This is a genomic window from Algoriphagus sp. NF, assembly GCF_028823735.1.
Lineage (GTDB): Bacteria > Bacteroidota > Bacteroidia > Cytophagales > Cyclobacteriaceae > Algoriphagus > Algoriphagus marincola.
Genome location: NZ_JAPEIB010000045.1, coordinates 1 through 20,613 on the forward strand (window position 1 = coordinate 1; position 20,613 = coordinate 20,613).

General features: G+C 42.7%; 22 protein-coding genes and 1 tRNA gene. 9 read left to right on the forward strand and 14 right to left on the reverse strand.

Annotated elements, in window-relative coordinates; all coding sequences use genetic code 11:
* Nucleotides 1-382: hypothetical protein (locus OU792_RS16425; protein WP_274670763.1), on the reverse strand; the 382-nt coding region annotated here is incomplete at its 3' end.
* A gap of 240 nt (nt 383-622) precedes the next feature.
* On the opposite strand from OU792_RS16425, the gene OU792_RS16430 reads away from it, so the two are divergent.
* On the forward strand, nt 623-1,357 hold the full coding sequence (locus tag OU792_RS16430; RefSeq protein WP_342453742.1) for a lysophospholipid acyltransferase family protein: 735 nt from the start codon (nt 623-625) through the stop codon (nt 1,355-1,357).
* Here the strand turns inward: OU792_RS16430 and OU792_RS16435 are convergent.
* From OU792_RS16435 to OU792_RS16450, 4 genes are all read right to left on the reverse strand, one after another.
* Nucleotides 1,329-2,000 (reverse strand): hypothetical protein, encoded by a 672-nt coding sequence (locus tag OU792_RS16435; RefSeq protein ID WP_274670764.1) that lies wholly within the window; start codon nt 1,998-2,000, stop codon nt 1,329-1,331. The genes OU792_RS16430 and OU792_RS16435 overlap by 29 nt on opposite strands.
* A 5-nt stretch (nt 2,001-2,005) precedes the next feature.
* Nucleotides 2,006-3,373 carry a pyridoxal-phosphate dependent enzyme gene (locus OU792_RS16440; protein ID WP_026947008.1) on the reverse strand — a complete coding sequence of 456 codons (1,368 nt, stop codon included), beginning with the start codon at nt 3,371-3,373 and terminating at the stop codon, nt 2,006-2,008.
* A 91-nt stretch (nt 3,374-3,464) separates the two neighbouring features.
* Entirely contained in the window at nt 3,465-5,105 is a 1,641-nt protein-coding gene (locus tag OU792_RS16445; RefSeq protein ID WP_274670765.1) for a putative ABC exporter domain-containing protein, read from the reverse strand.
* The gene (locus tag OU792_RS16450) at nt 5,098-5,814 is read right to left on the reverse strand and encodes an ABC transporter ATP-binding protein (protein ID WP_100629308.1); all 717 of its coding nucleotides are present in this window, start codon (nt 5,812-5,814) and stop codon (nt 5,098-5,100) included. The genes OU792_RS16445 and OU792_RS16450 overlap by 8 nt, the downstream gene beginning before the upstream one ends.
* A gap of 94 nt (nt 5,815-5,908) precedes the next feature.
* Here OU792_RS16450 and OU792_RS16455 point away from each other — a divergent pair, with 94 nt between their 5' ends.
* Entirely contained in the window at nt 5,909-6,517 is a 609-nt protein-coding gene (locus OU792_RS16455) for an outer membrane beta-barrel protein (RefSeq protein WP_134199823.1), read from the forward strand.
* Between the two features lie 3 nt (nt 6,518-6,520).
* Here the strand turns inward: OU792_RS16455 and OU792_RS16460 are convergent, their stop codons facing one another.
* Genes OU792_RS16460 through OU792_RS16475 form a run of 4 tightly spaced genes read right to left on the reverse strand, consistent with a single transcriptional unit; the run spans nt 6,521 to nt 10,038 of the window.
* On the reverse strand, nt 6,521-7,447 hold the full coding sequence (locus tag OU792_RS16460) for an aspartate carbamoyltransferase catalytic subunit (protein ID WP_024283475.1): 927 nt from the start codon (nt 7,445-7,447) through the stop codon (nt 6,521-6,523).
* A 3-nt stretch (nt 7,448-7,450) separates the two neighbouring features.
* Nucleotides 7,451-7,999, reverse strand: a complete 549-nt coding sequence (pyrR, locus tag OU792_RS16465; RefSeq protein WP_024283476.1) for a bifunctional pyr operon transcriptional regulator/uracil phosphoribosyltransferase PyrR — start codon at nt 7,997-7,999, stop codon at nt 7,451-7,453.
* A 36-nt stretch (nt 8,000-8,035) separates the two neighbouring features.
* Nucleotides 8,036-9,643 carry a hypothetical protein gene (locus OU792_RS16470; protein WP_274670766.1) on the reverse strand — a complete coding sequence of 536 codons (1,608 nt, stop codon included), beginning with the start codon at nt 9,641-9,643 and terminating at the stop codon, nt 8,036-8,038.
* Complete coding sequence (locus tag OU792_RS16475; RefSeq protein ID WP_274670767.1) at nt 9,640-10,038, reverse strand: EVE domain-containing protein; 399 nt, start codon at nt 10,036-10,038, stop codon at nt 9,640-9,642. The genes OU792_RS16470 and OU792_RS16475 overlap by 4 nt, the downstream gene beginning before the upstream one ends.
* A 189-nt stretch (nt 10,039-10,227) precedes the next feature.
* Here OU792_RS16475 and OU792_RS16480 point away from each other — a divergent pair, with 189 nt between their 5' ends.
* The 3 genes from OU792_RS16480 to OU792_RS16490 all read left to right on the forward strand — a co-directional run bounded on the left by OU792_RS16480 (nt 10,228) and on the right by OU792_RS16490 (nt 12,770).
* Nucleotides 10,228-11,889 (forward strand): helix-hairpin-helix domain-containing protein, encoded by a 1,662-nt coding sequence (locus tag OU792_RS16480; RefSeq protein ID WP_446698916.1) that lies wholly within the window; start codon nt 10,228-10,230, stop codon nt 11,887-11,889.
* 54 nt (nt 11,890-11,943) lie between these two features.
* The gene (locus tag OU792_RS16485; RefSeq protein WP_026947015.1) at nt 11,944-12,231 is read left to right on the forward strand and encodes a hypothetical protein; all 288 of its coding nucleotides are present in this window, start codon (nt 11,944-11,946) and stop codon (nt 12,229-12,231) included.
* A 62-nt stretch (nt 12,232-12,293) separates the two neighbouring features.
* Entirely contained in the window at nt 12,294-12,770 is a 477-nt protein-coding gene (locus OU792_RS16490; protein WP_134199816.1) for a hypothetical protein, read from the forward strand.
* A 60-nt stretch (nt 12,771-12,830) separates the two neighbouring features.
* On the opposite strand, the gene OU792_RS16495 is transcribed toward OU792_RS16490, so the two are convergent.
* The 4 genes from OU792_RS16495 to OU792_RS16510 all read right to left on the reverse strand — a co-directional run bounded on the left by OU792_RS16495 (nt 12,831) and on the right by OU792_RS16510 (nt 17,163).
* Nucleotides 12,831-15,368, reverse strand: a complete 2,538-nt coding sequence (locus tag OU792_RS16495; RefSeq protein ID WP_026947017.1) for an ATP-dependent Clp protease ATP-binding subunit — start codon at nt 15,366-15,368, stop codon at nt 12,831-12,833.
* Nucleotides 15,369-15,449: 81 nt separating this feature from the next.
* Nucleotides 15,450-16,073, reverse strand: a complete 624-nt coding sequence (locus tag OU792_RS16500; protein ID WP_274670769.1) for a WbqC family protein — start codon at nt 16,071-16,073, stop codon at nt 15,450-15,452.
* On the reverse strand, nt 16,073-16,702 hold the full coding sequence (locus OU792_RS16505) for an L-threonylcarbamoyladenylate synthase (RefSeq protein ID WP_026947019.1): 630 nt from the start codon (nt 16,700-16,702) through the stop codon (nt 16,073-16,075). The genes OU792_RS16500 and OU792_RS16505 overlap by 1 nt, the downstream gene beginning before the upstream one ends.
* Before the next feature lie 44 nt (nt 16,703-16,746).
* Entirely contained in the window at nt 16,747-17,163 is a 417-nt protein-coding gene (locus OU792_RS16510) for a (deoxy)nucleoside triphosphate pyrophosphohydrolase (RefSeq protein WP_134199810.1), read from the reverse strand.
* Between the two features lie 158 nt (nt 17,164-17,321).
* On the opposite strand from OU792_RS16510, the gene mltG reads away from it, so the two are divergent.
* The 4 genes from mltG (at nt 17,322) to OU792_RS16530 (ending at nt 20,373) form a co-directional block, all read left to right on the forward strand.
* Nucleotides 17,322-18,371, forward strand: a complete 1,050-nt coding sequence (mltG, locus tag OU792_RS16515; protein ID WP_274670770.1) for an endolytic transglycosylase MltG — start codon at nt 17,322-17,324, stop codon at nt 18,369-18,371.
* A 1-nt stretch (nt 18,372) separates the two neighbouring features.
* Entirely contained in the window at nt 18,373-18,777 is a 405-nt protein-coding gene (locus OU792_RS16520) for an acyl-CoA thioesterase (RefSeq protein ID WP_026947022.1), read from the forward strand.
* A gap of 13 nt (nt 18,778-18,790) precedes the next feature.
* A complete protein-coding gene (locus OU792_RS16525; RefSeq protein ID WP_026947023.1) occupies nt 18,791-19,759 on the forward strand; it encodes a YihY/virulence factor BrkB family protein in 969 nt (322 codons plus the stop codon).
* 110 nt (nt 19,760-19,869) lie between these two features.
* Nucleotides 19,870-20,373, forward strand: coding sequence for a hypothetical protein (locus OU792_RS16530; protein ID WP_274670771.1), 504 nt, complete (start codon nt 19,870-19,872; stop codon nt 20,371-20,373).
* Nucleotides 20,374-20,493: 120 nt separating this feature from the next.
* On the opposite strand, the gene OU792_RS16535 is transcribed toward OU792_RS16530, so the two are convergent.
* A tRNA-Ser gene (locus tag OU792_RS16535) sits at nt 20,494-20,581 on the reverse strand.
* Nucleotides 20,582-20,613: the final 32 nt, after the last annotated feature.

Consider the following 20,613-nt stretch of genomic DNA (forward strand, 5'->3'; position numbering starts at 1 on the left):
AGGCTTTCTTACTATTAAAGTCAAGTTTTATTAAAAAGTCTCCAATGATCACCATACCGTTAGAATCCAATATTTTCAAAACGTAAGCGTCGGAAAAATCCCTTAAAAAATCATCTTCCTGCCAAACTCTTGCAATTTCAGATTTAGAATTTTTAGGACTGTTAACCAAATCTGCAAATGATACAAAATCAGGTGTTTCCTGAAGATTTTTTAATTCTAATACATCTTCGTAATCAGTAAAAGCAGGGAACTTTCTGACACCTTCAAGCAACTCTGTAGATGACCCTTCAAATAAAGGAACCTCTGCAACATCATCATCACTGACACAGGCGGAAACCAAAATGAACAGAAACGAAATGAGAACAATTTTTAACTTTTTCATAATAAAATAACACTTAACATAAAACAGTGAAAAGAAAAGAAAAGAAAAGAAAAGAAGCAAGAAATTAGTTAACTTTTTCTCGCGATTAGGTTATCAGCTTCATCGAGCCGATTTGGAAAATCTAGTAGGTTCTAAAAAAAATCTGAAGAACCAAATGAAAAAGCCCCAAATCGCATCGGGGCTTGTGCAAGCAAAGAGTTAAAGGATTATTTTCGAACCCAAAATTAACGAATATTTCGGATGATCAAGTTCTTCCAGTGGATTTATACGATTTACTCAGCCTTGATTTTCATCATCTTGATGATTTTGCTTGGGCTATTTATGGTAATTCCTTCCTTGATTTCTGAACGGGGTGATCGAATATCTTTTTTCTTTATCCGACTCTGGGCAGGTACCTGGTCCTTCCTCTCCGGAATTCGGTTTCAGGTCGAAGGGCTGAAATATATCGACAAAAGTCAGCCTTACATTTTTATTTTCAACCACCGTTCCTTTGTTGACGCGCCAGTCATACCCATAGCTATTCCTCAGACACTAAAAGCCCTTGGTAAGATGGAGCTTTCGAAGATCCCCGTTTTCGGTTGGATTGTGGGCAGGTTTGCCATTTGGGTGGACCGAACCTCCACCGAGTCCCGCAGAAAAAGCCTGGAAAAACTCGTCGAAATCCTTTCCAAAGGTAAATCTGTGGTCGTAGCACCGGAAGGAACCCGGAATGACACTTCGGAAACCCTGCTAACTTTTCATAAAGGAGCCTTTCGCCTTTCCATCGAAAGTCAAATCCCCATTTTACCAATGGCCGTAATAGGAGCCGACCGGATTATGAAACGGGGTTCGATTTTGCTCAAACCGGGAAAAGTTCGAATTTATTTCTCAGAAGCTTTACAGCCTCCCCATCCCTCACCGACTGCTGTTGATGAATACACTGCCAAATGCCGAAACCGACTCGAGGCTATGCTTCTGGCGCATGAGGAAGATTGACGGTTCCTTCATCTTCTACTAAATAGTCTCCTGTCAAATCCTCAAAAGCGGCATAGATTGCTAAATAACTAACTGGACCTGTCACCAAAAGTCCTACTCCAAGAAAAAGTAGCCCCACCAAATTGATCAACAAAAGGAGAATCAGGAAAGCAAAAAACCTCCACCAGATCTTGGTGATCAGCTTTCTGCTGAACTCCATCGCAGTCCAAAATTCCAAGCCGGCAAATAATACAAATGCCATGGCAAAGCTGTAAGCGACGCCCAAATAAATACCTGGAATGATCAGTGCAATAATTCCTAAGACGGTCAAAATACCAGATACCAAATTGACCACGATTACTGGAAACCAGAATTTGAAGCCATCAAAGAAGTGGCTGAAATCCAAATGTTCCTCCCGGCTTACCCTATTTGCAGCCAAATAAAAGCCTGCTGTCAAAGCTGGAGTGACGAAAATGGAAACAATCCCGGCAAAGTCTTCCAAGAAAAAAGATGCTCCTGCCGATATACCTATGATGACCAAAAAGAAAGCAATAAATAACAAGGGATTGGTCTTAAATAGCTCCCAGCCTCGTCTTAAAGCTTTGTCAATATCAAAATGTACAGGCCTTTGGAGCATCTGCTCCAACTTTATTGGATTGATCATGGATATTAATTGGTAAACGCTTCTAAAATATCATGTTTTGTAATGATATGGATATTTCCATTTCCGTCACGCACCAACACCGCCTTTTCTTTTTCGATCATGGAAGAAAGTACATCTAGCGTGCTATCACCAGCTACGAAAGTCATGGAATCTTCCATCACATCGGACACATGTGCGTCCTTCAATACCGGATTCTCAATGATCTTGGAAAGCAATTTGGTATCGGTGACACTTCCTACTACTTCCCCTCCATCCAAGACCGGGATTTGAGACACACTAGTTTTATTCATCAGTGCAATTGCCTCTCTGACTGCGTCTGATTTTTTCACAGCAATCAAACTGTAATCTGAAGGTCGCTTGGAGATAATATCCCTAGCTGTAGCATAGCTTTTATCCTCTAAAAATCCATGATTGCGCATCCAATCGTCATTGTAAACCTTGCCCAAATAGCGTGTACCATGATCTGGTAAAATCACCACCATTTGGTCACCTTCTTTTAGATTCTCTCTAGCCCATTCTAATGCACCATGAACTGCGGCACCACAGGACCATCCGATAAAGAGCCCTTCCTCTCGAGCGAGACGTCGGGTCATTACCGCGGCATCTTTATCAGTCACTTTGATAAAATGGTCAATCACGTCGAAGTTGACATTTTTGGGAAGGATGTCTTCTCCGATTCCTTCTGTCAAATAAGGATAAACCTCCTTTTCGTCGAAGACTCCGGTTTCCTTGTATTTTTTAAAAACTGAACCATAGGTATCAATTCCCACCGTGACAATATTTGGGTTCTGCTCCTTCAAGTAAGTAGCCGTACCACACATGGACCCGCCTGTACCGACCCCTGCAGCATAATGGGTAATCTTTCCGTCAGTATCCTTCCAAATCTCCGGACCCGTTGTCTCATAATGAGCGGCCGTGTTAGACATGTTGTCGTACTGATTTGGGTAAAAAGAATTGGGGATATCAGCATTCAATTTCCGAGCAACGGAGTAGTAAGACCTTGGATCTTCAGGCGCAACGTTGGTAGGGCAAACAATCACTTCTGCTCCTACAGCCTTCAGAATATCGATTTTTTCTTTCGACTGTTTGTCAGCCATGGTAAAAATACACTTGTAACCTTTGGCCACAGCTGCCAAAGCAAGCCCCATACCGGTATTACCCGAGGTTCCTTCGATAATGGTACCTCCCGGTTTTAAAATTCCTGCCTTCTCGGCATCCTCCACCATTTTGATAGCCATTCGGTCTTTCATCGAGTTACCTGGATTAAAGTACTCTACCTTTACCAGCACCTCCCCTTTGATGTCTTTAGCTACTCGATTTAGTCGGATCATCGGCGTATTACCGATGGTTTCAATGATGGAATTATAAATCATGTCTTCGTTTTATTTGGGTTGGGGCAAAAATAAGAGATTTTTCATCCCCAAGAGAAGGAATGGAAAAAGAATGGCCTAATTTCTATGGTGTTTAATTAGCCTCCTTAAACTCCAGGCGGGTAAGTACATCCAATGCCACATGAATCAAAATAGCTGCAACAAAACTCATCCCAATTGCTACCGTGAGCATCATCCAGACAAACTGCTTGGTCAGTACAAAAACAAGTATTCCAAAAATCAAGGCTGGAATAATCCCAAACAGAAAGATCCCGATCAGCATGACTGGTTTGATAAGCTTTCGATCCCAGCCCTCCTCTAGAGAGATCTGCGGGATCAAATTAATACAGACTCCTATCATGTAAGAGACTATGATCCCAAAAATAAAAATGGGTATCATGAGCAAATGCAAACCAGCAATCAGCACGGAGGGAACGATCATAACCGCAGCAAAGAGCAGGATTTGAACCAAATCTAACTTGATCAAATTCCAAAATTTGGCGGACCAAGATGCTGGAATCAAAAAGAAATAGGGCTTTTTGAGATCTCCAATATTCGTGCGGCCGATACCCGCCAGGAAGTAAAAGCCCAGAAGCACCAAAATGTATCCGTTCAGGACTTTATGCGAAAACCAATCAAAACGTGACAATACTGCGAAGACTATCCCGATGCCGGCCATGACCAGGCTATAAACCCCAAATAGTGGGTGAAAATCCTGTCGGCTGGCATGCACATAATTCCTCCAGTAAAATGCTTTGGCCCCTACCCCGAAATCAGGAAGTGCGAGCTGCTTTTTAGTATTCAAGCTGCCTGTTGCCTCAGAAGCTTCCTTTTTACCCTTGACCTTATCTCGTTGGATTTCATTGGATTTGGTGACTTCGAGTACATCCTCGTAGTAATAGCCGGCAAATTGAATAACCAAGCGAACAATCAAATAATACGTCAACACATACAAGCCGAAAAAGGCCAAAGCCAAGATCAGGTTTTGGTGAAAGGCATAACTCATCATTCCACGAGTCCAACCGACAATCGGAAACAGATCAAACCAAGGAGAAGCAATCCAGCTAAACATCCCCTGCCAAAACTTCTCTGCCATCAAGCCGGGTATCAATACCATTGCTCCTAATACCACTGCCAGAACCGTAATTCCGTTTTTTATGGGCTCTAGAATATCATACTTCGTGTGCAGCGTATAAATCAAAAAACGAATCGGCGAAAGCAGAAAGAAGAAAAAGGCAAATCCAAATAGAATAAAGAAGATATTATCGGGTGAAAAATCCAAAGTGCCAGCCATCTGACTCCCGCCATACACCAAGAAAATGATACTTCCACCCAGGGAGGGCAAGATGGACCTCCCCATGTAATAGATCAAAATATTTTCAGGTTTGACAGGCCCTGTAAAAAGCAGATTTACGTCTGCCATGGTGAAAAAGCTAACATTGCGTTTCGTGGCACGGAATAACTGAAAAAGAAGAAAACCCAACGCCAAAACCGTCACTCCGCCAATAATATTCTGTACAGCAAAATCCACTTCCGGAAGCCCATTTGCATCCAATTCCGGCATTTGACTTTCCATATCTTCCGCACGGTCCCGCATCCGCATGGTGTAGATAAAGAAAAAATAGCCCACGATCGCTGCATACGGAATCAGTCGAAGGGGATTTCGCAGGATTAGCAGGATATTATTTTTCAGGATCAGCAGATCCTTCCGAATCAGCAGTTTGATCTCATTCATCCTTTGTCAATTCTAAAAATATATCCTCCAGTGTTCCACTCTCTCCTTGTTCGAAGGTCTGCTTCAAGTTGTCAAGGGTATCATTTCCGATGATATTTCCATTTTTCAAAATCATGATCCGATCTGCAATCGTCTCTACCGAATCAATCAGGTGGGTACTGACTAGAATAGTCTTTCCAGCTTCTTTTAATTCTCGAAATATCCGTTTGGTATTTCGGATAGCCTTTGGATCCAAACCAATCATAGGTTCATCAAAAAACAACACCTGAGGATCCGGTAAGAGCGCACAGCAAATAGATACTTTTTGCCGCATGCCTTTCGAAAGGTCTTTTCCTAGTTTTTTGGCTTTATCCTGCAGATCGTACGTTTCTAACAATTCATGGCCTTTTGCCTTCCAGTCTCGTACGCCATAGGCTTGAGCTACGAATTGTAAATGCTCCTCTACCGTCAGCAAGTCATAGACATAAGGGGTTTCCGGGATGTAACTGAAAAGCCGTTTGGCCTCTATAGATAGGTGATCGTATCCACCAATTCTGATTTCTCCGGATGTTTTGCGTAGCAAGCCTACAATACATTTCATGGTGGTACTTTTCCCGGCACCATTTGGACCTAGTAATCCTACCACTTCACCTCCCTGAAGGTCGAAAGTGATGTCATTGACAGCGTTTTGCTTACCGTACTTTTTGATCAGATTTTGGACTTCCAGCATAAAAATGCAATTTGATTCTAAAACTAGGATACTTTAATTGAAGTTTAGTAATTCTGGAACCTTTTTTGCCTGTGACTGACAAAATAGAAACGATATGAAGAAATTACTCACACTTTGCTTATTCATCGGACTTTCCACTTTGACTTTTGCCCAACAGGCCGGAAAATTCCGAATCGGAATGGACTTAGGACCCGCTATCCCAAAAAATGGAGGCATAGGTGCATTGGTCAATATCGAACCGAAAATCAATGTACGAGATAATCTCAATGTTGGTATTCGCCTTGGAATAGCCGGACTAGCCAAAGATGTGACGTATTTCGATATTTCTCAGGATTATGAAGGCGAGGTTTCAGCCAATGTATCCGTTTCGGGCACCTTGGATTATTACTTCAATAATGGAGGAAGTAATTTTGCCCCATACATCGGTGCTGGATTTGGCTATTATGCACTGAGCTCTGTAGAAATCGATGCTGACACCATTGATGATACCGATGTTGGAAATCTTGAAGCCAATTTCAAATGGTCACCAATGCTTCGTGCAGGGATCGAATTGGGAAAATTCAGAATGGGTGCTGAATATAATTTCATTCCTCCTTCAAATCTTCAGGATACTTCTGGAGCAGTGATTGGAGAGGCTGTCAATCAATATTTCGGATTTACGTTTGGGTTCTATGTTGGCGGAGGCCGTTGGAGAAAAAGCTAATAATCAGCTCCTGACTCCTGCCAAAAGATATAGAACAGCCATTCGCACAGCTACCCCATTTTCTACCTGCTGCAATATGATTGCCTGCTTCGAGTCAGCCACGTCTGAGGAAAGCTCGACTCCACGATTAATCGGACCTGGATGCATCACCACGATTTCTTTATCGAGTTGCTGGAGCATCTTTTTATTGATCCCGTAGTAAAGGGAGTATTCACGAAGACTTGGAAAATACTTGATTTGCTGCCTTTCCAATTGAATCCGGAGCACATTCGCCACGTCACACCAAGCCAAGGCTTTCCGAACATCCAATTCCACTTTTACTCCCAAGCTTTCAATATGCTTTGGCAAAAGCGTAATCGGTCCACAGACCATGACTTCGGCGCCGAGCTTTTGCAGGCAAAAGATATTTGAGAGTGCTACTCTTGAGTGTAATATATCGCCAATGATTGCGATTTTCTTTCCTTGAAGATCGCCTAGCTTTTCTCTCATCGAAAATGCATCCAAAAGGGCTTGCGTAGGGTGCTCGTGCGTCCCATCTCCTGCATTGACAATATTGGCACTGATATTTTTAGAAAGAAAATGAGGTGCACCCGGGCTGCTATGTCTCATCACCACCATGTCCACTTTCATGGAAAGAATATTGTTGACAGTATCTACCAGTGTTTCTCCTTTTTTGACAGAGCTGTTACTGGAAGAGAAATTGACCACGTCGGCAGACAGTCTTTTTTCGGCTAACTCAAAGGAAAGTCGTGTCCGGGTTGAGTTTTCAAAAAAGATATTGGCAATAGTAATGTCTCGAAGAGATGGCACTTTTTTGATCGGCCGGTTGATCACCTCTTTGAAGTTTTCCGCAGTATCTAGAATCAGATTAACATCCTCTTCAGTGAGGTTTTTGATTCCAAGAAGATGGCGGGTGCTGAGCTGAGACATAGGTTATTTCTTTTCTTTTTCGGTGATCCAAACTGCATCTTCAGGCTGCCCTTGGGAGGCCCATTCTACGACTACATATTGAGAATCCAAGGTATTCACTCTTATCCCAAAATAATCCGGCATGATGGGATAGTCGCGCGTTAGTTTACGGTCAACCAAGACCATCAATTCCACTTTTTGAGGACGACCAAAGGCAATCATCGCATCCATCGCGGCCCGTACGGATCGACCTTTGTAGAGTACATCATCTACGAGAATCACTTTCTTTCCTTCGACCAAAAAATTGATTTTTGTTTCATTTGCTTTTAGAGGAAAATCTCTCCTGCGAAAATCATCGCGGTGAAAAGTTGCATCCAAATATCCGGCGGGCACTTTTTCGCCTGAGACGATCTCGAGTTCTTTGACTATGCGATCAAGAAGTACTATTCCTCTTGGCTGAAGCCCCAATAGCACAGTATTTTCAAAATTGTCGTGATTTTCGATCAGCTGATGGCAGAATCGTTTGAGGATAATCTGAATCTGCTGCTGATTTAAAACTAGCCTTTTTTGCATGGGTTGGATTTGCCGTAAATATAAAAAGAAAAATGACTACCGAGGATCCTCCGGTTCGAAGAGATCCCCTGCTACGAGTACTTTTGAAAAGAAAAATACCTCTTTGCTACTTGCTTGTCCATTTTCTCGCTGAAATCGGATTCGTTGAGTTCCGGTAAGTAAAAAATAACGATCATACCAATGGACAAGCTGAAGGCTCTCCATATTGGTCTCTGCTATTCGCTCATTTTCGTTGAGAAGTTCTAATTCAAAATCCAGATTATCGAAGATCTTTTCTCCATCCTTGAAATAAGAAAGCCTAATCTTGTCGTCTCTTACATAGGCATGGTAGAATTCATTATCGACCACAGCAATCTCACCAAAGGGAAGGATATAGTCTGTCAAGAGATCATCATAAGTAGCAGAGTTGTCCCAGATTACTCTTCCATCCTCGCCTAGCTTGACAAAATGAGCCGAGATGTAACTTAACTCTGAATAAACAGCCTGTCTGCCCCGTCCCAAGGATCTGACATAAATTGGATCTAAAAAGTCCGAACTGTTTGTCATTCGACTCCAATCATTACTTCGGTAGGAGTTCGGCGCAGAAAGCGGTGCTCCTCGAGAATTAATAATGTTGTAATGATCAAAAAACAGGTAGGTCCCATCCTGACCTTTTCGCACGTCCCGAATCGTATAAACATTGCGGATACTCGGAATTTTATCTCTATCCACCTGCTTCAGTACATCAGCATCCTTTCTCGATTTAGCTTTTTCATCCAAATAATTGAAGAAATTAGGAAAATCTTCCAAGGTATAAAGCCGAGTCTCATACTCTCCAAACTCATTGATATCCAATCGGTACATACCCAAGTAGGAGTCCCTTCTTGCCAAGCCAAATGAACCATACATTTCCTTTCGGTATGGCCCATCCTCCACCACTACTGCCTCGATTATTTCCTGACTTTCCTCTCCAAATTTATCCACCTTGACTTCCCGGAGAAGATTCCCGAGCAAATCATAGGTATTCAAAATCACCTCTGTACTGCGATAGGGTCCCTCTCGGCTAATGACCACCTCAAAAGCTTCCACCTCAGGCATTTTTCGGATTTGTAGGATTTGGGTGTCATTTCCATATACCCCCTGTACCGTATGCACACTTTTGTCCATGAGGCTGTAAACCTGTACTGCCGGTCGCAAATTCGCTACACCCATAAAAATCGCCCGATCATTCTGAACCAAAAACTCTCTTAACTCCAGGTCAAGCAAATTATCCAGATCATAGTCGAATCCCTGCTGACTTACTAAATCGATCTTGCGTACATATTTATCACCGGTAATTCCGGTCCCCTTTTGAAACAAAATGTATAGAAAAGCTCCATCAAGGTCATAGCCAATCATGTCATAACCCGGCTGAACGGGAAGCTCAATCAATCCTAATTCGGTATTCAATTCCCGATCCAAAAGCATGTATTGAAAAACCCGTTCGCCAGAAAATGCTCGCTTCGCAATGGTACGGAATGCTATCATGCCATCCTCTGTCCTAACCATCTCAAAGAGCGGATCAAAATACTCGGATTCGACTTCAAACCTAGAAACAAATTCCACCTGACTGAATCCCGGTAAGGTCATGAAAAAGGAAATCAAAAAAACCAGAATAAATCTCATTGGGCCATTTTTAGGATTAATTCAAACTCATCTTTACCCACCGGTAAGACCGAAAGTCTAGACTGCTTTAGCATGGGTAAATCTGCCAGGCGGTCCTCAGCCTTTATCTGAGCTAAGCTTACGGGATTTGTAAGCTTTTGATGCACAGAGAGCATAATCGCCGTCCAAGCCTCATCTTTTGGGTCAGGTAATGGGGATGAACTGACCTTAGCAATTCCAACCACCGCCTTTTCTTTTCCAGAGTGATAAAATAAAACCAAGTCTCCCTGCCCCATTTCACGGAGATAATTCCTCGCTTGATAATTACGAACACCATCCCAAATATCCTCTTGCTGCTTTTCAAAATCATCCCAAGAGTAGGAATTGGGTTCACTTTTGACCATCCAATAATTCATAGCTCAATTTTCTAATATTTTATTTCAGAAAGAAACTCCGTCGAATTAATTAACGGCTCTTATAAGATAAATGATCAGACTTTATTTTAAAACAAATAATGAAGACATTTGTCATCATTCTGCAACCAAATTTTATTCGTTTTGGACCACAAGACCATCCTCAAAAAACTCAAGCTTACTATTCAGCTCATGGAGCTGCATGATGAAAACACTTTCAAAATCCGTAGCTACCAGTCCGCTCTCAATTCGCTGGAGCGAGGCGATGCGGATATTATGGAGCTGAGTGAGGATGAATTGTCCAAAGTACCCGGAGTAGGAAAGAGCATTCTCGAAGCTATCAAAAGTCTGAAGGAAAGTGAAAGTTTCCCCCAGCTAGATCAGCTGCTGGAAAAAACTCCGCAGGGAATCCTGGAAATCCTTCAAATCAAGGGATTGGGACCCAAAAAAGTGAAAACACTTTGGGAAGAATTGGGAATCACCTCCACTCATGAATTGATGGAAGCCTGTCAAAGTGGAAAGGTAGCCAAGATCAAAGGTTTCGGTGAAAAAACTCAAGATACAATTATTCAAAACCTGGAATTCAAAGCCTCCAATGCCGGAAAATGGCTTTATGCAGATATTGAGGAGGTATTGGAGAATCTTACAGAAAAACTTGAAAATGAGCTAAAGGAGTCTAAAGTCACCTTGGTTGGAGAATATGCCCGCAAAATGGAGATCATTTCTCAGGCAGAATGGCTGATTGGCGCAGGGAACATTTCGTCTATCAAAAAGAAATTTGAGGATCTGGAGGATTTTGAAATGGACGCGTCCCAGTCGGGGCCCTTTTCGATTAGAGGAAAGGTGCAAGCTGTGGATTTGAAATTCACCATTCACCTTTGCAGTCTGAATGATTTCCCGGTGAAGCAGTATGCACTTTGTGCCAGTCCACTTCATCTTCAAAGCAAAATCTCTGAAAATCTATCAATTGGAGATGCGCTGAGGGCGAATGGATTCAAAAACGATTCGGAATTTTTCTCCCAACACAAACTTCAGTACATCCCTGTAGAAATGCGGGAAGGCTACGGAGAAGTTCAGCTGGCTTTGGAAGAAAAGCTTCCTGATCTATTGGAAGAAAAAGACCTAAAAGGAATTCTTCACAATCACTCGACTTACAGCGACGGGAAGCATAGTCTGAGACAGATGGCAGAATATTGTAAGGAGTTGGGCTATGAATATTTGGGAATTTCTGACCACTCACGTACAGCTAGCTACGCAGGGGGCCTAGAGATCGAAAAGGTCCAAAAACAGCAAGAAGAAATAGACCAGTTGAATAAGGAATTGGCACCTTTCAAAATCTTCAAAGGGATTGAATCGGATATCCTCGGGGATGGGAGTCTGGACTATCCTGATGAGGTCTTGGGAAGTTTCGACTTCATTGTATCGTCCATCCATTCTATCCTAAACATGGACATCAAGCGTGCTACAAGTCGACTACTTGCTGCAATTGAAAATCCTTACACCACCATCCTTGGACATCCCACTGGAAGATTACTTCTCAGACGGGAAGGATATCCTATCGATCACAAAACTATCATCGATGCCTGTGCAAAGCATCAGGTAGCGATAGAAATCAATGCCAATCCTTGGCGTTTGGACTTGGACTGGAGATGGGTGCGCTATGCCATGGACCAAGGGGTGATGCTATCCATCAATCCCGACGCACATGAAATGGATGGCTACGGGGATATGAAGTACGGGGTCTTAGTTGGACGAAAAGGAGGACTAACTAAAGAAATGACCCTGAATGCCCTAAGCCTGGATGAAATTGAACACTATTTCTCCAAAAGAAAAAAGGAGTTGACCCAAAAATAGAACTCCACACAGCTCAGAAGATTCCTTATCTTCACAAAAATCCAAGTAACTATCATGAAATGGACTGACCTGCCGGAAGGCGTACTACTACAACGATCATTTTTATTCGGTATCGTAGGAATAATCTTAGCGACCTTGTCGATTTTCAATACACAATTTCAATTGGTAGAGGCTCCGATGGGCCCTTTAAATGGAGTTGCGATGCTTCTTCAATTTTTCGGATTGAGCCTAGCCATCATGGTGATGAGAAAAAGGAAAGTGAAAAAAGAAGACATGGAAAAAGCGAAAGTGATGACCTTGGTGCTTGGGGTGGCCTTATTATTTTTCATTTTATCTCTTTAAAATAATCACTCATAAAGTAAAAAATTGCGTTGATTAGGAGAATATTCTAATCATCAGGTAAAATGAAGAAAATCAAAATCCTTTCAGCACTCTTTTTGGCCCTTGTATTTCAGGCCACCTATGCTCAGCAGATGAGCAACACCGGTCAAAAACCAACAGAGTTTAAAGTAGTCACGGTAGTCGAGTCCATCGTACCCATGGGATTAGGCCGCTCACGAATCATCGACAGTCAGACCCAGGTAGATGCCTCCAACTTCACTACCGAAAGAACTGACGGAAAGAAAAGCAATCAAAACGAAATTGAGCGAGGCAAGATCAAGGTAGATGAACTCGAAGAAACCAAACTTTTGAACTTCTTCAGTGCCACCGGAATCAACTTCCAAAATATCGCTTCGAATGATGCGGTAATCGCATCAAAAATTAACAGCATGCTGATGGAAGGTTGGAACTTAACGTATGTCACCTCGGGAGTAGAAAGTGATGCCGGTGCAGATGATGGACAGGGGATATTCGTTACCCGATTATTCTTTTCGAGATAGTCAAAAAAAATCCCGAGACTTCTGATCTCGGGATTTTAAATTTATCTGAATACTTAATTCTTATTCTTCAGCTTTCTCTTTCTTCTTTTTGACCGTGATGGTAAGCTCGGAAGCTTTTCCATCATGATCGGCAGTGATTACATCACCTTCAGAAAGATCACCTTTGAGGATTTCCTCGGCAACAGCATCTTCTAGGTACTTTTGAATCGCTCGATTGAGCGGTCTTGCACCATATTGCTGATCGTAGCCTTTTTCTGATAAGAAATCCTTGGCCTTGTCAGTCAATTCAATCTTATAGCCCAAGTCCGTAATTCTGTGGAAAAGCTTGGCCAATGAGATATCGATGATTTTGAAGATATGCTCTTTGGTGAGTGAGTTAAATACCACGACATCATCCAAACGATTGAGGAATTCAGGGCTGAAGGCCTTTTTCAAAGCAGACTGAATGGTGGACTTCATGATGTCGTCCATATTGTCCTGCTTAGCCTTACTTGCAAAACCGATTCCCGCACCGAAGTCTTTCAGGTCACGAACTCCAATATTTGAAGTCATGATGATGATGGTATTTCGGAAGTCAACTCTTCTACCAAGTCCATCGGTCAATATTCCATCATCCAATACCTGAAGAAGAATATTGAACACATCTGGGTGAGCTTTTTCAATCTCGTCCAATAGGACTACTGAGTATGGCTTCCTTCTGACTTTCTCGGTCAACTGTCCACCTTCTTCGTAACCAACATATCCCGGAGGCGCTCCGACAAGTCTAGAGACGGAGAATTTCTCCATATACTCAGACATATCAATTCGGATCAAGGAATCCTCTTTATCGAATAGGTAAGTGGCCAGCATTTTAGCAAGCTCTGTCTTACCGACACCAGTTGGTCCTAGGAAAATAAATGATCCGATAGGCTTTTTAGGATCCTTCAGTCCAACTCTTGTTCGCTGAATTGCCTTGGTTAACTTTTTAATCGCTTCTTCCTGACCAATCACTTTTCCAGAAAGCTCCTCATTCATATTCAGGAGTTTTGCTCCTTCATTCTGTGCAATTCGCTTGGTAGGAATGCCAGTCATCATAGCGATTACTTCTGCGACATTTTCTTCATCGACTGTGAAACGCTTCGTTTTGCTCTCTTCTTCCCAGCGGTTTTTGGCTTGCTCTAGCTGCTCAAGAAGTTTTTTCTCCTTATCGCGAAGCTGTGCAGCTTCCTCATACTTCTGAGATTTTACAACCCGGTTTTTCTCGGTTTTGATTTCCTCTACCTCAGCTTCTAGCTTGAGAATATCTTCCGGGACGTGAATATTATTGATATGGACTCTCGCTCCCGCTTCGTCCAAAATGTCAATTGCCTTATCAGGGAGAAATCTATCCGAGATGTATCGATCCGATAGCTTGACGCAAGCGTCAATAGCCGCTTCGGTATAGTTTACATTATGGTGATCCTCGTACTTATCCTTGATATTATTGAGAATCTGAATGGTTTCCTCAGGGGATGTAGCATCCACCATGACCATCTGGAATCTTCTGGCCAAAGCGCCATCTTTTTCGATGTACTGTCTGTACTCGTCCAAAGTGGTAGCACCGATACATTGGATTTCTCCTCGGGCTAAAGCTGGCTTAAACATATTCGAAGCGTCCAATGATCCTGAAGCACCACCCGCACCGACAATGGTGTGCAGCTCATCTATGAAAAGAATGACATTTGGAGATTTCTCCAACTCATTCATTACAGCCTTCATTCGCTCCTCAAACTGCCCTCGATATTTGGTCCCTGCAACCAAAGATGCTAGATCCAAAGTAACTACGCGCTTGTTAAACAGGACACGAGACACTTTTTTCTGTACGATTCGAAGTGCCAAACCTTCGGCGATGGCAGTTTTACCGACACCTGGTTCTCCAATAAGGATGGGGTTGTTTTTCTTTCTTCGTGAAAGTATCTGAGCCACTCGCTCAATTTCTTTTTCCCGACCAATGATTGGATCCAATTTGTCGTCTTCAGCCATCTTGGTCAGGTCTCTTCCGAAGTTATCCAAAACCGGAGTTCTGGACTTTTCAGAACCTGACTTGGAAGTACCTGAACCTCCTCCTGGTGAACCGAATAGTTTGGAGCCATCATCATCCGCGTCATCCGCTTCAGCTCTTGCTCTCGGACTAGCACCCGAATCAGATTGCATTTCCAGCATTTCTTTCACCGAGTCATAGTTTACATCAAATTTATTGAGAATCTGAGTGGCAATATTTTCTTCGTCACGCAAGATGGATAGAAGCAGATGCTCTGTTCCGATCAATTGACTTTTGAAAATTTTCGCCTCCAAATAAGTGATTTTCAACACCTTTTCCGACTGACGAGTCAGCGGAATATTGGCCATATTTTTTACATTGTGGTTGGCAGTACCACGAACTGCCCGCTCAATAGAAGCCCGAAGTTCGTCCATTGGAACTCCAAGTTTCTTAAGAATGGAAACAGCTACCCCTTCTCCTTCACGAATCATACCCAACAGAAGGTGCTCCGTGCCGATATAGTCGTGCCCCAAGCGGAGCGCTTCCTCTCGACTAAGGGAAATTACCTCCTTGACTCTGTTCGAAAATTTTGCTTCCATTTATTTCCTTTCTGAATAGATAGTTAAACTGTACGTATGTTACCGAATTTGTTTTAAAAACACAATCAATTTAACGAATGTTCAATGTTTTTTTGAAGATGCCTGCAAGATCGATTTGGCTTGAGGTCCTTCAGCGAATAACAAATCCAAGATCGACAGGTTGGGTTCAAAGTCTAAGCCAAAATTCTGAACATAGGCCACCGGCTGGTAAATATCCCGCTGCGAAAAATGCGATCCCGGCATCAGAAGCCCTCTTATGTCAGTAAATCCCTGCTTATCGGCTGACTCCGAAGCAATTTCCAAATTGACAGGCCATTGCATGATTTTCAGACAGATTGTCAGCACCTGAAGGTTCATATCCCAAAGAAGCTTGTATTCCTGCTCAAAAAGCGCTTCGAAATAGGGGAAAATAAATTCGAAAAACGGAGTCTTTCCATAGGCACTTTGAATCCCACGAAGGTGTACTTTTTGCCATTTTTGGCGATAGTCAATCTCGATCTCCCCGAGCGGAATCCGAGGTCTTCGCCCAACGATCGGAACTGAAAGCGTCTCCACTTTATTGGCCAGTCGGATTTGGGTGCGGTTGAAAAAGGACTTGCGCTGATAAATTGACTGAGGATCTAAAACGAGCTTATCCGAGTCCAAAATCGCACAGAAATACTCCAGATTGGGGAAGTAAGGCAAATCTGCAAAGACAGTCTTCATCAAAGAATCTCCTCCACCAAACCCAAACCTTCCCGGATTACTTCTACCTCCTCACCGGTACAGTCCAATATGGTAGAACCCACATTCTGACCATATCCTCCATCAATAACCACATCCACCTGATGCTGATATTTTTCAAAAATCAATTCTGGGTCTGTGCTATATTCGATCACCTCATCTTCATCATGGATCGATGTAGTGAGTATAGGCTGCCCCAATTCCTGCACCAGCATTCGGGGTACATTATGATTCGGAACCCGGATCCCCACGGTCTTCTTGTTCATTTGCATGATCTTGGGCACCTGTGAACTGGCTTCCAAAATAAAAGTAAAAGGCCCGGGGAAAGCTTTTTTCATCATTTTAAACACCGGCTTGTGAATGACTCGCGTGTACTGGGCAATATCACTTAAGTCGGCACAAATAAAGGAGAAATTATGCTTTTTGGGATTGATTCCCTTGATTTTGGCAATCCGCTCGACTGCCCGTTGATTAGTGATATCACAGCCGATCCCGTAGACAGTATCTGTGGGATAGATGACCACTCCCCCATCCCGTAAAATATCCACAATATGGCGTATCCGCTTAGGATCGGGATTCTCTTCGTAAAGTTTAATAAATTCGGCTGACATAGTTTTTAGGCCTTTTTGGTCAATCAATGCTTAAGCTGCCCAACTCACTTAGAAAATTGAACTAGTAAATCATCCCAATTTTCCTCCAAATACTTCACAATCGGGATATCTGCAGGTGCCCAATTTACTTCAAAAAGTTCACTTTGGCCCAGCCAAGAAAGCTGATCATGCTCATAAAGCGTGATTTTCCCTGCCTCCACTCTAACCAAAAAGGGAATGAGCTGAATGGATTTCTCGGAAGTCATCGCATGGGGATGATTCGGAAAAGAGGATAGGATTCGAACCTGAACCCCCAATTCTTCCTCAATTTCCCGAACTATGCAACTTTCTGCACTTTCGCCCTCCTCCACTTTCCCTCCCGGAAATTCCCAATAGCCCGCTAAAGGCATATCCTTGGACCTGCGGACCGATAGAACCTTTTGGTCATTCAAGATGACTGCACAGGCAACGGGAATGGTCATGGGTTTTGAATTTAGTTTTTTATGGAGATCCAAATATCATGGAGAAAGCTAGTCTATCCATACCTTTTTGGAATTTTCTGAAAAGCGTGCCGACAACTTTTCTCAAGCGGGGGCTGTTAGCAGAGAGATAAATAAAGTGTTTTCATATTTTTGCTGTCATGCTAGCCGATAAGAAGAAAAAATTACTGCTCATCCTGATCATCACCTTTTCAGTGTTGGGAATTTCGATGACCTTTTATTTCTATCAGGTCTTTTTCAGCCCAAATATATTGGTCGAAAGTGACAATGATCAGCCGATTGCATTTCGCATTCCCAGCAATGCCAACTACCAGTATGTGGCCAATCAGCTTTATGATCAAAAAATCATCAATGATGCAGTCAGCTTTGGTTTTGTCGCAAAGGTCTTGGACTATCAGGAGCTGGTGAAGCCGGGACTTTACAGTATCAAGCCCCGAATGACCAACCTGCAATTGGTCAGGCTGCTTCGATCGGGTGATCAGACTCCCATTCGCATCACCTTCAATAATGTAAGGACCAAGGAAGATTTGGCAGAAAAAATAACTAGTAACCTCGAAATCGAATCCGATCAATTTCTCGGCTTGCTACAGGACTCGGTTTACATCCGTAAGTTTGATTTTGACGAGGAGACGATCATGAGCATGTTTATCCCCAATACCTATGAAGTATGGTGGAATACAAGCGCAGAGGCTCTTTTTGATCGGATGTATCGGGAGTATGAAAATTTCTGGACGGAATCTCGGAAGGAAAAGGCTAAGGCTTTAGGGCTTTCCCAAAAAGAAGTCAGTACGCTAGCGAGCATCGTCCAGGCAGAAAGCCAAAAAAATGACGAAAGAGACCGTATAGCAGGCGTTTATCTTAATCGCCTTCGACTTGGCATGCCTTTACAAGCGGATCCTACTCTGGTATTTGCCTTGGGAGATTTTTCCATCAAACGCGTGCTGAATGTTCACAAGGAAACTGACAGCCCATACAACACCTACAAATATGCAGGTTTGCCTCCCGGCCCTATTAATCTTCCGGATATTTCAGCTCTGGACGCCGTGCTAAACGCTGAAGATCATAACTACCTGTATTTCTGTGCAAAAGAAGATTTTTCCGGCTATCACGTCTTTGCTACTAACTTGTCCCAGCATAATGCCAATGCGAGACGCTATCAGGCGGCTTTGAATCGGGCAAAAATATTTTAATATGTACCAAGCTGATACGCAAATCCGAGTTCGATACGCCGAAACTGATCAAATGAGCTACGTGTACTATGGCAATTACGCCATGTATTTCGAAGTGGGGCGAGTGGAAGCCATGCGACAGATCGGATTTTCCTATCGGAAAATGGAGGAGGAAGGGGTCATGATGCCGGTTTTGGAAAGTCACTTCCGATATATCAAACCAGGCAAATACGATGAAAAGCTGACTATCCGCACAAAAATTCCAAGCATGCCGGGGGTAAGAATCCGCTTTGAATATGAAGTGCTCAATGAGCAAGGAGAGCTTATCACAGAAGGCTGGACAGTTCTGGCTTTTTTGAAAAAAGAGAATCATCAACCTACCAGACCCCCAAAGAATTTATTAGATTTATTGAAACCTTACTTTTAAGTAAAGTCCAATTGTGGTCAACAAGCGAATCAAGCAAGTAGAAAAATTCACTCAGGAACAACTCCTGCGGCTGCGCAAGGTGCACTTTGGCAATCCGGACAAAAATCTCTACGATACCGGCAAGCTTTTTATCGATCAGCTGCAAAAGGATGATATCACCGAGCGGGCTGGCTCCATGGCCTTTAGTTTCTTTGTCGCCTTGTTCCCTTTGCTCTTGTTTTTACTCAATTTGATTCCCTATCTCCAGAATTTTTTTCCTTTGGTGACTACTGAAAATATTCTGGGGTTTATTACAGAAATTGTACCCGGGGATATTTTTGAAGAGATGGAAGGAACCATCACTGATATCGTATCCAGGCCCCGCCAAAGCTTACTTTCCTTCGGATTTTTCTTTGCGCTTTTTGCCTCTAGTCAAGGAGTGATCTCCATGATGAACTCATTCAACTCAGTTTATCAGACAAATGAGAACAGAGGCTTTTTCAAAAGTAGGGGCATATCTGTACTGATCGTATTTATCTTAGTTTTGACCATAATCATAGCCAGTACAACCATGATTTTTGGGAGTATTGCTATCCAACGAATCGAAAACCTTCAGCTTTTCAATTCAGAGTTTTTGATTTTCCTGTTTAATGCACTCAAATTCTTGGTTTTACTGGCGGTATTTTATTTCTCATCAGCATTCATTTTCAGATTTGCGCCTGCTGTTCATGACAAGTGGCATTTTTTCTCCATCGGAGCAAATATCGCAGGACTCTTAATCACCCTATCCTTCTACGGATTCACTTTTTATCTGAATAATTTTGCCAGCTACAATAAGCTTTATGGGTCCATCGGAACGCTGATTGCCCTGTTGCTTTGGTTGTATATCACATCACTGATCATTCTGATTTCCTTTGAGGTCAATGTGACCATGGATTTGATGGATGAAAAGAAAAAGCGTATAGAGGAGGAAGGATATACGGAGATTGATTATGGGGATTAAAGCCAAATCGAGAAACATTTTTTTGAGGTAGTGACGGTGAATTGTATCACATTCTATGGCTTTTACGTATTACCTAAAGTCTCAGCTGCTCCACTCATAATTTTACTCCTATGAAAAAATTAACAGTCTTTTTAATACCGATTCTACTTTTGCTTATTTCCTGCTCCGAGGACAAGGATGAACTTCCGGTGAGTTACCTGAACGGAACCTATGAGTTGGCTTATGAAAATACCGATAGAGGCCTTTGGTACATTGATCAGCTTAATTTTTCATCCAATGGCACGATTACTAGGCAGGGTTTGGTTCGGATTGCGCCAGACGGAGCCGATTTAGGATGGTATAGCTATTCCGAAGGAAGCTACTCCGTCAGAGGAGAGGAATACCGTGTTGATGTAGAGTCCATTTACCAAATGGAATTTGAGAGTGAGGAGTTTTATGTTCCTTTAGAAGAACTTGTATTGTTGGAAGATTATAATCCGGGACCACAGGTGGGAAATCTGCGCCAGGAAGCAAATGGTCAAATTATCGCGATTTCATTTCCCTGCAATGATATGTTCAATTCAGGGGTGAATTTGATCTGTTTGGGAGAACAGAAATACGCAATGGTGAATTGATTTCTCTCTAGTCCTAGTATCCATTCTACGATTCCTCTACTCGGCATAATTAAATATCGGTTGAGATTGGGAAAGCTAAAAAACAAAAAGCCCTTCCGCATCGCGGAAAGGCTTGTTTTGCAGAGAGGAAGGGATTCGAACCCTCGATACCCTTTAGGGGTATACACGCTTTCCAGGCGTGCTCCTTCAACCACTCGGACACCTCTCTGTATGTATTTTTCCCGACTCCCCTTCAGAATC